Origin of the sequence: Paenarthrobacter sp. NPDC056912, from assembly GCF_042786555.1 — a bacterium.
Classification (GTDB): Bacteria; Actinomycetota; Actinomycetes; order Actinomycetales; family Micrococcaceae; genus Arthrobacter.
Genome location: NZ_JBHUCD010000004.1, coordinates 45,986 through 59,207 on the forward strand (window position 1 = coordinate 45,986; position 13,222 = coordinate 59,207).

Below are 13,222 nucleotides of genomic sequence, written 5' to 3' on the forward strand. Positions count from 1 at the left end.
ATAGCCTGATGGTGAAGCGCAAAGATCTACTCAGAATGCTCGAGGGCATAGCCAAGCGGCGTGGCGAACCAATCGAATATCGAGAGGCCGGCAGTCATACGGTCGCCCGGGTGGGCAACAGGCAGGTTGCCATACCGCGCCACAGCGAGATCAACGAGATCACTGCTAAGAAGATCATCAAGCAAATCGGAGAATGACATGGAACTCAACGCGCGGGCCGAACGCTCAGGTAGTTGGTGGGCTGTGGAAGTACCGGAAATTGAAGGACTCTATACGCAGGTCAAGAGATTGGACCAAGTTGAGGCCATGGTGCGGGACGCGGCATCGGCTCTGACCGGACAGCCGGGGACGTCGTTTTCCATCAAGGTTGTTCCAGTGGTGGATACATCGACGCAAGAAGCGCTCAAGCAAGCGAGGGACATGGCTAATGCTGCTGCTGAGGCTCAGCGGCAGGCGACGGCATTGAACCGCGATGCGGCGCACGCAATGCGGGCCTCCGGGATGTCCGTCCGGGATATAGGCACCGTCATGCATGTTTCCTTTCAACGGGCCAGCCAGATTTTGAAAGGCGCATAGCCGCCTCGCATCGCGCTGCAGGACTTTATTGTCGGTGGCTTGCGGCAAGATAGACGTGTGAGCACACCAGAAATTGCGAATCCGGTAGAAACCACGGTTGAAGACACGGCGGCCGCCGGCGTGGAGGCTGAAGGAACTCCGCCCTCGGAGTCCTTGCGGGACGAGTACGAGCATGTGGCCGACCTTGTCCGCAAGTACCGGTATGCCTATTACCAGGAAGACTCGCCCACGGTGTCGGACGCGGAGTTCGATGAACTCTACCGCCGCTTGGAGGAGCTCGAAGCCCTCCACCCGGAACTCGTGTCCAACGATTCCCCGACGCAGGAAGTCGGCGGGGAAGTCTCCTCGGCTTTTGCCGCTGTGGAGCACCTGCAGCGCATGTACAGCCTTGACGACGTCTTTTCGCTGGACGAACTCGAGGCATGGGTACGCAAGGCCGAAGCCTCTGTGGCGAAGCTCGGCGATTCTGTCCCGCCGATCGCGTGGCTGACCGAGTTGAAGATCGACGGCCTTGCCGTGAACCTGCTCTACAGGGACGGGAAACTGGTCCGGGCTGCCACTCGCGGAGACGGCACTACCGGTGAGGACATCACTCACAATGTGCTCACCATCAAGGAGATCCCGCGGGAGCTCAGCGGTTCAGGCTACCCATCGGAAGTGGAAATCCGTGGTGAGGTGTTCATCCCGTCCAAGGCCTTCCTTGAGTTCAACGAGACACTCGTAGCCGCCGGCAAAGCTCCGCTGGCCAACCCCCGCAACGCTGCGGCCGGTTCACTGCGGCAAAAGGACCCGGCCGAAACTGCCAAGCGTCCGCTGAGCATGTTCGTCCATGGCATCGGAGCCCGTGAGGGTTTGGATGCCAGGAGCCAGTCGGAAACCTACAAGCTGCTGGCAGATTGGGGCCTGCCCGTCAGCCCCTACCTCAAGGTGCTTGACTCGTTCCAGGGCGTTCTGGAATTCATTGCCCACTACGGCGAGCACCGGCACGACCTCCTGCACGAAATCGACGGCATTGTGGTCAAGATTGACGACTTCGCAACGCAGCGAGCCCTCGGCTACACCTCCCGGGTCCCCAGATGGGCTGCTGCCTATAAGTACCCACCGGAAGAAGTCCACACCAAGCTCCTGGACATCGCCGTCAACGTCGGCCGCACAGGGCGCGTGACACCGTTCGGCTTGATGGAACCGGTGAAGGTTGCCGGCTCCACGGTGGGCATGGCCACGCTGCACAACCAGGACGTCGTCAAGGCCAAGGGCGTGATGATCGGCGACATCGTGATTCTCCGCAAAGCCGGGGATGTTATTCCAGAGATCGTCGGACCGGTGCTGGCCCTGCGGGACAAACAGGATCCACCAGTGCGCGAATTCGTGATGCCCACCGAGTGCCCGTCCTGTGGAACCCCGCTGGCACCGGCAAAGGAAAGCGACGTGGATATCCGTTGCCCCAATGCGAAGTCGTGCCCCTCGCAACTGCGTGAGCGGGTGTTCCACGTTGCCAGCAGGGGTGCGTTCGATATCGAAGCACTGGGCTGGGAAGCAGCGGTTGCACTGACCCAGCCTGCGGAGCCTGAAACTCCACCGCTGACCAGCGAGGCCGGATTGTTCAGCCTGAAGCGGGAAGATCTTGCGGACGTCCTGATCCGCAGGGAAAAACGCTCGAAAGGCGTAGGCACTGGGCAGTACGAGCTCGTCCCGTACTTCTACACCAAGGGAACAGCCAAGTCACCGTCCAAGCCCACCGCCACCACTGAAAAGCTCTTCGTCGAGCTGGAGAAAGCCAAGAAACAACCCCTATGGCGAGTGCTGGTTGCCCTTTCCATTAGGCATGTGGGCCCCACGGCATCACGCGCCCTGGCCACCGCGTTCGGCAGCATGGATGCCATCCGCAACGCCACCGAAGAGCAAATGGCACACGTTGATGGCGTTGGACCCACCATTGCGGTGGCCCTCCAGGAATGGTTTGCCGTGGACTGGCACAACGAGATCGTGAACAGTTGGGCTGATGCAGGGGTCCGGATGGAGGACGAACGTGACACCTCCATGCCGAGGACCCTTGAGGGCCTGACCATCGTGGTCACGGGCACACTGCCCAACTACAGCCGCGACGAAGCCAAGGAAGCCATCATCATCCGTGGTGGCAAGGCCTCCGGATCAGTATCCAAGAACACCAGTTACCTGGTGGCGGGGGAAGCTGCCGGCACCAAACTGGACAAGGCCGAGCAACTCGGGGTTCCTGTCCTGGATGAAGACGGGTTCCGCGAGCTCCTGGCCAACGGACCGGCCGCATCGGACACGGAAAACGAAGCAGCGCCGGAAGAGGCAGTAGCGGAAGCAGACGCAGAATGACGGACCCACTGGAGTTGCTCGCCGTGGCCAAGCGAGCCGCCGCGGCAGGTGCGGCCGTCCTCGCGGAGCGGTCTTTTAGCGGCACGGGCGGCGATGGCCTGGGGACCACCAACAAGGGCGAAGCCGGAGACTGGGTCACAGCTTTCGACGTCGCGGCAGAGAATGCGGTCCGCGAAGCGATCATTGCCGAACGGCCGAATGACGCCATCACGGGGGAGGAGCACGGCACCACGCGCCCGGAGCAATCGTCCGGATACCGCTGGTCCATCGATCCCCTGGATGGGACCACCAATTTCATTCGGAACATCGTCTACTACGCCACGTCTGTTGCCGTGGCAGATTCCGACGGCGTGTGGCAGGCGGGGGTTGTCCACGCACCAGCCTTGGGCCGTGTCTATTCAGCGGCTCGCGGCCACGGTGCGTGGCTGGAAACTGCAGGCCACAGAACCCAACTGGCCGGTCCCGTTCCCGGGCGGACCGGGCTCATCCTGGCTACCGGCTTCAGCTACGATCCCGCCACTCGCGCGGACCAGGCTGCAGGGCTCGCCGAGCTGATGGACGGCTTTGCGGACGTGCGCCGCCTCGGATCTGCGGCCCTGGATCTTTGCCTCGTGGCGGACGGCACCTTTGACGCCTACGGAGAGCGTGGCCTGAACGAGCACGATTTCTCCGCGGGCGCTTTGATCGCGGAAGAGGCCGGATGTTGGGTGCGCCGCCCCCGTTTGGAAAGCCCGCTCGACGGCGGACCCTCCACGGATGACCGCCTGGCGGCTTGGATGTGCGCGGGCGCCCTGGAGTTATCGGGCAAATTCCCGTTGTGATCAAGACCCTCGCCATCGCCAACTACCGTTCCATTCGGGACCTCGCGATTGAGCTGCACGGCTTGGACATCGTGACCGGAGCCAACGGCAGCGGCAAGTCCTCGCTCTACAGGGCATTGCGGCTTCTTGCCGAGTGCGCAGGCGGTGACTCCGGGAACGTGGTGGGTTCCTTGGCCAGGGACGGTGGCTTGGCGTCCACGCTGTGGGCGGGTCCGGAGGCCATCAGTGAAGCCATGCGCCGAGGCGAAGTACCTGTCCAAGGGACGGTTCGGCGGGAGTCCGTGAACCTGAAGCTCGGCTACTCCGGTGACGACTTCGGGTACCTGGTGGACCTGGGCATGCCGGTGCCCAGCGGTTCGGGTTTCGACGAGGAAACGGGCAGGCCGCGCCCCTCGGCGTTCAGTCTTGACCCGGAGATCAAAAGGGAGCAAATTTTCTCGGGACCGGTCGCAAGGCCGGGTTCGTTGTTGGTGGATCGGAAGGGAAGCCTCGCCAAGCTGCGAGGGCCGGAGGGCGAATGGACTGAGCTCTCCCGGCGGCTGGACACCTTTCAGAGCATGCTGACCGAAGTGTCGGATCAGGACCGTGCCCCAGAGGTGCTCCGGGTCCGGGACGCTGTGCGTTCCTGGCGGTTTTACGATCACTTCCGGACAGATGCCGAGGCTCCGGCCCGGCAAGCGCAGCTAGGTACACGGACCCCCGTGCTGCACCACAGCGGCAAGGACCTCGCCGCAGCACTCCAGACGCTGCGCGAGGTGGGCTTCGAGCGGCAGTTGGATGCCGCCGTCGATCATGCCTTTCCGGGAAGCCGCCTGGAGATCGCCGTCAGTGAAGGCCGTTTCAGCGTTGAGTTGAGGCAGCCGGGGATGCTCCGGCCCATGAAGGCAGCAGAACTCTCGGACGGAACCTTGCGGTTCCTGCTGCTGACAGCTGCGTTACTGACACCGAGGCCGCCGGAACTGATGGTCCTCAACGAACCCGAAACGAGCCTCCATGTCGACCTGATGCCGGCGCTGGCCGGACTGATTGTCCAAGCCAGTGCCAGCAGCCAGATGATCGTGGTGACCCATTCCGAGGCATTGCTCAAGGCCCTGCGCGAAAGCGGAGCCGCGCATGAGCACGAGCTCTACAAGGACCTTGGCGAAACAAGGATCAAAGGGCTGGGATCTCTCGAAGGTCCGCTGTGGAGCTGGCCCAAGCGCTGATCGCGCCCTCCACGGAGGTACTTACCGCAAGGAGCGACGACGCCGGGCCGGCTCAGTCAGCCATACGGGCTCGTACCCCGCATCGGCCGTGTTCAGCGTGGTTCCCGGCGGCACAATTTCGTCGATCCGGTCCAGGACATCGGGGGAGAGAGTGAGCTTGTCCGCCCCGAGGGCTGCTTCGAGGTGTTCGATGGTGCGCGGCCCGATGATCGCCGAGGTCACGGCCGGGTGTTCCAGGACGAACGCCAAAGCGAGGTGGATCAGTGACAACCCTGCCTGATCGGCCAGCTCCGTCAACTCTAGGACGGCCTTAGTTTTGAGCGCGTTCTCGGGCAGATTCGGATCGTGCCGGGCTGGTTGGCGCCCCGCACGGCTCGACGCAAGATGACCGCCGTCGGCCTTGATCCGGCCGGACAGCCAACCGCCGGCGAGCGGACTCCAGGGCAGTATTCCGAGTCCGTGCTGCTGCGCCAGAGGCAGTACTTCCCGCTCGGCGCCGCGGGCCAGGATCGAGTACGGCGGTTGCTCTGCGACCGGCCGTTCACGGCGGCGTTCGCGAGCCACGTACTGGGCCTCGACGATCTGGCCCGGCAGGAACGTTGACGTTCCGATGTACCGGATCTTGCCCTGGGTGACGAGGTCACTGAGGGCGCCGAGCGTCTCGTCGATGTCCGTATCGGGCTCGGGCCGGTGCACTTGGTAGAGGTCGATCCAGTCCGTTTGGAGTCGACGCAGGCTGTCCTCGACTTCGCGGATGATCCAGCGGCGCGAATTGCCGGCCTGGTTCACGTCGTCGCCGAGGCGCCCATGGACTTTGGTGGCCAGGACAACCTGGTCACGCCGTCCTTGCAGGGCCTTTCCCACAATCTCCTCGGATTCGCCTTGGGAGTACACATCGGCCGTGTCCACCAGGTTGATGCCGGCGTCCAATGCCCTGTGGATGATACGGATGCTGTCGTCATGGTCCGGGTTGCCGATAGCGCCGAACATCATGGTTCCCAGCGTCAGCTGGCTGACCTTGACCCCGGTGCGTCCGAGGTTGCGGTATTCGGTCATCAGAAGGCCGAACCGATGGACGTGAGTTGCTGCGCGGCTAAACCGGCGAAGCGGTTCTTCGGGCGCGCGAGCCCATAGTGTCCGCGCAGCGTGGAGGCAGTGTATTCGGTGCGGAACAGGCCTCGCTGCTGGAGGATCGGCACCACATGGTCCACGAAGGTCTCCAGTCCCGACGGGAGGACCGGCGGCATGATGTTGAAGCCGTCTGCCGCGCCGGCAAAGAACCAGTCCTGGATGGCGTCCGCAACCTGCTCGGGTGTTCCGGAGAAGGTACGGTGGCCGCGCCCGCCGCCCAGTCGGCCGATCAGTTGTCGGACGGTGAGCTGCTCACGGCGGGCCAGTTCCACGATCAGCGTGTAGCGGCTCTTGGCTCCTTCAATGTCATCTTCGGAAGGCAGGTCAGCAGGCAACTGACGGTCCAGGGGGAGGTCCTCGGGCTTCAACCGGAGGGTCTTGGCCAGCTGCTCCCGGGCGTACTCCGGCTTGATCAGCTCGTCGAGTTCACGCTCAAGCTTCAGGGCCTCGGCTTCGGTGGAGCCGATGACCGGGACGATGCCCGGCAGGATCTTGATGCCCTCGGGGTCGCGGCCTACTGCTGCGGTGCGTGCCTTCAGGTCAGCGTAGAACGCTTGCGCGTCGGCCAGGGTCTGGTGCGCGGTGAACACGGCTTCTGCGTACTGCGCGGCCAGCTTCTTGCCGTCTTCAGAGGAGCCTGCCTGCACGATCAACGGGTGGCCCTGCGGGGACCGCGGAACGTTGAGCGGGCCGCGGACACGGAAGTGCTTGCCCTGGTGCTCGATTGTGCGGATCTTGCTGTCATCGCCCCACACGCCCTCTGCCTTGTCGGCCAGTACGGCGTCGTCTTCCCAGCTGTCCCAAAGCTTCTGGGCCACTTCGATGAACTCCGCGGCCCGTTCGTAGCGGACTGCGTGGGCCGGTTGGTCATCAACGCCGAAGTTCCGCGCGGCGTCCGGTCCCGCCGTCGTGACCACGTTCCAGCCGGCGCGGCCGCCGCTGACCCAGTCCACCGACGCGAAGCGGCGTGCCAGGTTGAAGGGATCGTTGTAGGTGGTGGAGGCGGTGGCGATCAGGCCGATTTTCTGCGTGGCCGCCGCGATGGCGGTCAACAGCACTGTGGGTTCCAGCTTGCCGGCAGGGCGGCGGCCCACCTCTCCGAACAGGACGGGGGAGTCCGCGAAGAAGATGGAGTCGAGCTTTCCACGTTCTGCTGTGCGGGCGAGGTGCTGATAGTGCTCTATCTTCGTGGAGGACAGGGGGTCGCTTTCCGGCAGCCGCCACGAAGCTTCGTGATGGCCTGTGCTCATGAGGAAGGCGTTGAGGTGGAGGTGGCGCTGTGGTTCGGTCATGGGATTCTCCTGGGTTTCTAAAGAGGACTAGGGTCAGGCGGCAGCGTGGACGCCAAGGGCAGCGAGCAGTTCGCCCCTCAGCGTTGAATGGTCGACGGCGGATCCGGCCTTGCGCTCCAAGGCGCCACGACCGTCCTGGAGGATGATGACCCGGTCGGCCCGGAGAAGCCGGGGCTCACGCACCAAGGGCCTCGCCAAAGCGACTCGCTGCTGCTCCCCGCCGGACAGCTCGTGCGGCCACGCCTTTTCACGGCCGGCGAGTCCCACCTCGGCGAGAGCGCGGCGGCCGCGGACATCGCGATCCAGCCCGGCGAGGGCAGGCTGGACAACAGGAGTGAGCCAGCATCGCGCCGGAGAGGGCCTGGGGCATCGTTCCTCCTGTTCGGTATTTCCGGGGTGTTCGCATCGGTTGTTGTTCGCCGTGTGGCAACTCAAACATGGCCGCGACGGCCCGCGCCACCACATCGACACGTAGCCGCAACAGCAGGAAACCAGGGTTCACGGCGCGCAACCTGACTCAATTGGGCGCCACGGGAGGCAACACAAAAGGCCGCCCCGCGGCTCGGAAACGGACAAGCTGACGGAGCCATCCGCCGTCGTGCCTTCCGTTCATGACTGATAGTTCCATCACGGAAAGGCCCGTTTGGCGCGTTGGCCGCCCGCTTGCCGACTACCATTGGTAGGTGCTTTCGCCGATTACCGTCCGTCCCGCCCTGCCCGAAGACTACGACGCCGTTGCCCGCATTACGCAGAATTCCTACGTCACCGCGGGGTACTACGGCGACGCCGACCACCCGTACCTGCAGAAGCTCCAGGACGTGGCCGGTCGCGCGGAACACGCCGAGATCCTGGTGGCAGAGCGCAACGGCGAGGTCATCGGATCGGTCACCGCCGCGCCGGCCGGGGGCGGTTTCTCGGATATCGGCCTTGAAGACGAACTCGAATTGCGCACCCTCGTGGTGGATCCGAAAGTCCAGCGCTCCGGTGCCGGCCGCGCCTTGGTGCAGGCCGTCGTCGATCAGGCCCAGGCCATGGAAGGCATTCAGGCGGTGTCACTGACCACCGGCGCCACCTGGGAGAGCGCCAATGCGCTGTACGCCCGGACCGGCTTCGACCGTGCTCCGGAACGCGACTGGTTTGTCCCGGGAACCGACATAAAGCTGTTCGTTTACAGGCTGGAGCTCCAGCAGCAATAAAGTTTCCTTCGTAAACCCCCGGTAACCGGCCGGGCGAAGCGACAGGAAAGGCGCGGCATGCGCAAGACATTCGGCTCGGGCTCGGTCTGGGAACAGACCCTTGGTTACTCCCGCGCAGTCCAGGTGGACAACACCCTCTTCATTTCTGCCACGGCGGCCAGCGGCCCTGACGGCATCGTCGGCGATGACTTCTTCTCGCAGACCAAATACATCCTTGAGAAGCTCGGCGCGGTTTTGGAAGAAGCCGGGTTCTCCTACGAGGACGTGGTGCAGTCGAAGCTGTACCTGACGGACATCAGCAAGTGGGAAGACGCCGGCCGTGCGCACGGCGAGGTCTTCGGCGAGATCCGTCCCACTCTGGCATTGGTGCACGTTCTGCCGTTCCTCGACCCGGAAATGCTCGTGGAGATTGAACTCGTAGCGCAGAAGAGCGCGTAACGCACCCAACTGAGTCGCATTAGTGGTTGTTCTGAGCGCTCAGAACAACCACTAATGCCAGCTAGTTGGGTTAGCCCGGGATGCCGTAGCGGTGTTCCGGGCGGCCCGTGGTTCCATAACGCAGTTGGATCTCGACGGCGCCATCATCCGCGAGCGAGGACAGGTACCTTTGCGCCGTGGCCCGGGAAACGCCCACCCGTTCCGCGACCTCGGCGGCGGAGTACTGCTCGCCAGGAAGCAACGATTCCAAGACTGCCGCTTCCGTGGCGGATCGCGGTTTGGCGCTTGGTGCGACGTCACCGGGAATGAGCGACCGCTTGGCGCGTTCGATGGTTGTCTGGTCCACAGCCGTCTGCTGTCCGAGGATCCTGCGATACCGGGCGTAGGACCTCAACTGCTGGGACAGGGTTTCAGCGGTGAAGGGTTTGAGCATGTAGCCCAGCGCGCCGCGGCGCAGGGCTACCTTGATGGAGGGGGCGTCCGACGCCGCAGTCAGCATCACTGCGTCCACGTCGAGCTGGCCCAGCAGGTCCAGCCCTGAACCGTCCGGCAAATAAACGTCCAGCAGCACCAAGTCCGGCCGCAGGCTGTGGATGGCCTGCAGCGCCTGCGCCACCGATCCGACCGGCGCCAACGCCATGAACCCGGCCACGGAATCCACATAGGCAGCGTGCAGCCTTGCCACGTGGAAGTCGTCATCCACGATCAGCACCCTCAAATCCTCAGCCACTGCTGTCCTTTCTCAACGTCGAGTCCGTGCCTGAGTCTGCAGAATCCATGACCCCCGGGATCGTTGCCATGAACACTGCGCCCGGGCCGCCCTCGGTGCCGGACTCGAGGACCCGGACATCTCCACCGCGTCGCCGTGCGAGCTGCCGCACCAAAGCCAGCCCCAAACCTTGTCCAGCCCCCGAGCGTACCGCTTGGGCCGACGTCGTGAATCCCTCGGCGAAGACCTCCTCGGGTTCCAGGCTTCCCAAGCCGTCGCCCGAGTCGGCCACGATGATATGCAGCGTGCCGCTGCGGCCGTCGGTGTCGTCCAGCAGTTCGAGCTCCACCCAGCGCTCGGCAGCGGAACCCGCGACGGCGGCGTTCACGGCGTTGTCGATCAGGTTGCCGAGCACTGTGGTGACGTCCTGGGGATCGGAGACATGGCCGCGGACCAGCGTCTCGGGACCTATGCGCAGCTGCACTCCGCGCTCCGAGGCCTCCACGCCCTTCGCGCCAACAAAGGCTTGCAAGTAAGTGTCCTGGAGGAGTTCGGCCTGTTCCACCGGGAACTTCAAAGGTCCCGTGGCAGAAAGCCGGGCCAGGTATTCCTTGGCTTGGTCGTGCTGGCCGATGCTCATGAAACCGGCGATGGTGTGGAGCTGGTTGGCGAACTCGTGGCGCTGGGCACGCAAAGCCGTTGACATGGTGCCTACGGCGTCGAGCTGGCGGGTGAGTTGCTGCAGTTCCGTGCGGTCCCGGAGCATGACCACCCAGCCAAGGTCTTCCTTGCGGTGCCAGGCTTTGCGCGCGCTGGCCACCAGCACCTTGCCGCCGGCGACGATCTCCACGGCCTCGGCATCGCGGGCCGCAGGTTGGGTGAGCAGCTTGAGTTGCGCAGGGACGGCCGCAGAAGCCCAGTCCTGTCCTGTGGCATCGGGAATGTCCAGGAGCCTGGCGGCTGCCGCGTTGAACACGGAGATGCGCCCGTCTGCGGCGATTCCAATTACGCCGTCGTCAACGCCCTGAAGCACGGCGACTTGGTCGTGGACCAAGGTGCTGATCTCCTCCGGTTCAAGGCCCAGGGTGAGTCGTTGCAGCCTGTGCCGGAGCAGGAATGACGCCAACACACCGGCTAACAGTGCACCACCGGCGGTCAAGGCAATCGGCGGGATGTCCCGGGCCAGGCTGGTACTGAGGGACTCCACCGAGTACCCGACGCTGACTTCACCCACAATGATGCCGGAGGCGTCCGGTGCGTACACGGGTACTTTCGCTCCGGCCGAGGGGCCAAGCGTGCCAGTGTTCCGGGTCGTGATTTCCTGGCCACCCAACGCAACGGAGGGATCGGTGCTGACGCGCTCACCCAGCCGTGCTTTCTCGGGGTGGGCCAGGCGCAGTCCGGTTTCGTCCGTGATGACAACGAACAGGGCTCCGGTCCGTGCCCGCACTGCTTCGGCTGCAGCCTGCAGGGGACCGGCTGCCAGCACATCCGGCGGAGGGGTGCCCTCTTCCTTGCTGATGGCTTGGACGTCGGTTCGGATGTCAGGATCCGCCGCGACCGTCCTTGCCAGGGTCAGTGCTTGGTTTTCGGCTTCGTTGCCGATCCTTTCGTACACCAGCCAGGCATGGACCGCCCCGCTGAGGAGGACCACCAGCAGCACCACACCCAACTGGAGGAGGAGTGTCTGGGTGGAGAAGCGCATACTGACCCGGCTGTTGCGCGGCACCTTTTCTCCTTTCGTCCAGCTCCATTGAAGCACTGAGCATAATGCGCAAAACGTTCGCAATGAGCAGTATTCCGAACAATTCCCGGAAACCCCTGCCCGTGACCGGCGCCACTATAGCGTCTGTATTGCGCATCACACCGAAGTGACGCCGTTCACAGTAGTAAGGAGCCGGCCGTGCTGGTTTTGCTTGGATTCGCAATGATTGCGGTATTCATGGTCCTGATCATGACCAAAAAATTGACGCCCGTTCTGGCGCTGGTCATTGTCCCCACCGTCTTTGGCCTCTTCGCCGGTGCCGGTCTTGGCATTGGCCCCATGGTCATGGAATCAATGAAGTCGATGACATCGACGGCCGCGCTCCTGATGTTCGCCATCATCTACTTCGGCCTGATGATCGACGTCGGACTGTTCGACCCCCTGGTGAAGTTCATCCTCCGAAAGCTGGGCAACGACCCCGCAAAGGTTGTCCTCGGCACCGCCATCCTGGCTGCCGCTGTGTCCCTTGACGGCGACGGCTCCACTACCTTCATTCTCACCACGGCCGCGATGCTGCCGGTCTACCTGCGCCTCAAGATGAGCCCTGTGGTCCTCACCTGTGTGGCGGGCCTCGCCAACGGCACCATGAACATCCTTCCGTGGGGTGGTCCCACCGCCCGCGCCGCCACCGCGCTGCACTTGGACGTCAACGATGTTTTCGTCCCCATGGTCCCGTCCCTCATCGTTGGCCTCATCGTGGTGCTGGTCTTCTCCTGGCTGCTGGGCCTCCAGGAACGCAACCGCCTCCGTACCACCGCTCCCGAGATCTGGGGCGACGTCGCCGATCCTGCTGACGCGTTCGACGGCGGCAACGGCCGCGGCGGTTCAGTCGCCGCCGGTTCGGGCTCGGGTTCGGGCAAGGGCCGCTTCGGCTTTGGCCGCACCGGCTCCACCACAACCGCAGGCAAGCCGGGCGCCGCCGGAGGTTCCGGCGTCGCGGTCCTGGAAGATCCGGCAACCCTCGTTGACGACCACGACACCGCCATGGCCGACACTGCGCTGGACCCCAACCGCACCACACTGCGTCCCAAGCTGTTCTGGTTCAACCTGGGCCTGACTGTCGCGGTAATGGTGGTGCTGGTGGCCAACATTGTTCCTCTTCCGTTCGTTTTCATGGTTGGTTCGGCCATCGCCTTGCTGGTCAACTTCCCCAAGGTCAAGGAACAGGGCGCCCAGCTGATCGCCCACGCACCGTCCATAGTGGCCGTCGTCAGTATGGTCATGGCTGCTGCTGTGCTCACCGGTGTCCTGAACGGCACGGGCATGGTCAAGGCAATGTCCGAATGGCTCGTCCAGATCATCCCCGCAGACATGGGCCCGTTCATGGCGGTAATCACCGGCCTGCTCAGCATCCCGATGACGTTCTTCATGAGCAACGACGCCTTCTACTTCGGAGTCCTTCCGGTCCTCAGCGAAACCGCCGCGCACTACGGGGTCGGAGCAGCGGACATGGCTCGCGCTTCCATCACTGGCCAGCCCTTCCACCTCCAGAGCCCGCTGGTCCCGGCAATCCTCCTGCTGGTCTCCCTCGCCAAGGTAGATCTGGGCGACCACCACAAAAAGGTCCTCTGGCGCACGGCAGTGATCTCGATCGTCATGCTGGGAGTCGGAGTCCTGACCGGAGCAATCGGCATCGGCTAACCAGTTACCGCTTCAAGTGTCGAGTTCGCGGGTTCGCTACCAATTCGCCGTTCAGCAACAGCGCATTGTGCAGCGGACCCGCGATTTGGCGTTAAGGTATCT

General features: G+C 63.8%; 13 protein-coding genes. 8 read left to right on the top strand and 5 right to left on the bottom strand.

Features of this window, described 5'->3' with window-relative positions:
• Nucleotides 1-8: 8 nt before the first annotated feature.
• Genes ACFRJ9_RS05625 through ACFRJ9_RS05645 form a run of 5 tightly spaced genes read left to right on the top strand, consistent with a single transcriptional unit; the run spans nt 9 to nt 4,948 of the window.
• Complete coding sequence (locus tag ACFRJ9_RS05625) at nt 9-197, top strand: hypothetical protein (protein ID WP_377665307.1); 189 nt, start codon at nt 9-11, stop codon at nt 195-197.
• A gap of 1 nt (nt 198) precedes the next feature.
• A complete protein-coding gene (locus ACFRJ9_RS05630) occupies nt 199-576 on the top strand; it encodes a hypothetical protein (protein ID WP_377665309.1) in 378 nt (125 codons plus the stop codon).
• A 57-nt stretch (nt 577-633) separates the two neighbouring features.
• The gene (gene ligA / locus ACFRJ9_RS05635) at nt 634-2,922 is read left to right on the top strand and encodes an NAD-dependent DNA ligase LigA (RefSeq protein WP_377665311.1); all 2,289 of its coding nucleotides are present in this window, start codon (nt 634-636) and stop codon (nt 2,920-2,922) included.
• Complete coding sequence (locus ACFRJ9_RS05640; RefSeq protein WP_377665313.1) at nt 2,919-3,743, top strand: inositol monophosphatase family protein; 825 nt, start codon at nt 2,919-2,921, stop codon at nt 3,741-3,743. The genes ligA and ACFRJ9_RS05640 overlap by 4 nt, the downstream gene beginning before the upstream one ends.
• A complete protein-coding gene (locus ACFRJ9_RS05645; RefSeq protein ID WP_377665315.1) occupies nt 3,740-4,948 on the top strand; it encodes an AAA family ATPase in 1,209 nt (402 codons plus the stop codon). Before ACFRJ9_RS05640 ends, ACFRJ9_RS05645 begins: the two co-directional genes overlap by 4 nt.
• A 21-nt stretch (nt 4,949-4,969) precedes the next feature.
• On the opposite strand, the gene ACFRJ9_RS05650 is transcribed toward ACFRJ9_RS05645, so the two are convergent.
• The 3 genes from ACFRJ9_RS05650 to ACFRJ9_RS05660 are packed head-to-tail and all read right to left on the bottom strand — an operon-like array spanning nt 4,970 to nt 7,806.
• On the bottom strand, nt 4,970-6,004 hold the full coding sequence (locus tag ACFRJ9_RS05650) for an aldo/keto reductase (protein WP_377665317.1): 1,035 nt from the start codon (nt 6,002-6,004) through the stop codon (nt 4,970-4,972).
• Entirely contained in the window at nt 6,004-7,371 is a 1,368-nt protein-coding gene (locus tag ACFRJ9_RS05655) for an LLM class flavin-dependent oxidoreductase (RefSeq protein WP_377665319.1), read from the bottom strand. Before ACFRJ9_RS05655 ends, ACFRJ9_RS05650 begins: the two co-directional genes overlap by 1 nt.
• A gap of 33 nt (nt 7,372-7,404) precedes the next feature.
• Entirely contained in the window at nt 7,405-7,806 is a 402-nt protein-coding gene (locus ACFRJ9_RS05660) for an ATP-binding cassette domain-containing protein (RefSeq protein WP_377665321.1), read from the bottom strand.
• A 248-nt stretch (nt 7,807-8,054) separates the two neighbouring features.
• On the opposite strand from ACFRJ9_RS05660, the gene ACFRJ9_RS05665 reads away from it, so the two are divergent.
• Together ACFRJ9_RS05665 and ACFRJ9_RS05670 are read left to right on the top strand one after the other, a co-directional pair.
• Complete coding sequence (locus tag ACFRJ9_RS05665) at nt 8,055-8,567, top strand: GNAT family N-acetyltransferase (RefSeq protein ID WP_377665323.1); 513 nt, start codon at nt 8,055-8,057, stop codon at nt 8,565-8,567.
• Nucleotides 8,568-8,624: 57 nt separating this feature from the next.
• Entirely contained in the window at nt 8,625-9,005 is a 381-nt protein-coding gene (locus ACFRJ9_RS05670) for a RidA family protein (protein ID WP_377665325.1), read from the top strand.
• Between the two features lie 70 nt (nt 9,006-9,075).
• Here the strand turns inward: ACFRJ9_RS05670 and ACFRJ9_RS05675 are convergent, their stop codons facing one another.
• Nucleotides 9,076-9,735, bottom strand: coding sequence for a response regulator (locus ACFRJ9_RS05675; protein ID WP_377665327.1), 660 nt, complete (start codon nt 9,733-9,735; stop codon nt 9,076-9,078).
• A complete protein-coding gene (locus ACFRJ9_RS05680; RefSeq protein WP_377665746.1) occupies nt 9,728-11,419 on the bottom strand; it encodes an ATP-binding protein in 1,692 nt (563 codons plus the stop codon). Before ACFRJ9_RS05680 ends, ACFRJ9_RS05675 begins: the two co-directional genes overlap by 8 nt.
• A 198-nt stretch (nt 11,420-11,617) precedes the next feature.
• On the opposite strand from ACFRJ9_RS05680, the gene ACFRJ9_RS05685 reads away from it, so the two are divergent.
• Complete coding sequence (locus tag ACFRJ9_RS05685; protein WP_377665329.1) at nt 11,618-13,120, top strand: CitMHS family transporter; 1,503 nt, start codon at nt 11,618-11,620, stop codon at nt 13,118-13,120.
• Nucleotides 13,121-13,222 lie beyond the last annotated feature (102 nt).

Excerpts from the sequence above, each read along its gene's own strand:
- ACFRJ9_RS05625 (WP_377665307.1), top strand. The coding sequence starts at position 9 with ATGGTGAAGCGCAAAGATCTACTCAGAATGCTCGAGGGCATAGCCAAG.
- ACFRJ9_RS05630 (WP_377665309.1), top strand. The coding sequence starts at position 199 with ATGGAACTCAACGCGCGGGCCGAACGCTCAGGTAGTTGGTGGGCTGTG.
- ACFRJ9_RS05640 (WP_377665313.1), top strand. The coding sequence starts at position 2,919 with ATGACGGACCCACTGGAGTTGCTCGCCGTGGCCAAGCGAGCCGCCGCG.
- ACFRJ9_RS05650 (WP_377665317.1), bottom strand. The coding sequence starts at position 6,004 with ATGACCGAATACCGCAACCTCGGACGCACCGGGGTCAAGGTCAGCCAG.
- ACFRJ9_RS05655 (WP_377665319.1), bottom strand. The coding sequence starts at position 7,371 with ATGACCGAACCACAGCGCCACCTCCACCTCAACGCCTTCCTCATGAGC.
- ACFRJ9_RS05670 (WP_377665325.1), top strand. The coding sequence starts at position 8,625 with ATGCGCAAGACATTCGGCTCGGGCTCGGTCTGGGAACAGACCCTTGGT.
- ACFRJ9_RS05680 (WP_377665746.1), bottom strand. The coding sequence starts at position 11,419 with ATGCGCTTCTCCACCCAGACACTCCTCCTCCAGTTGGGTGTGGTGCTG.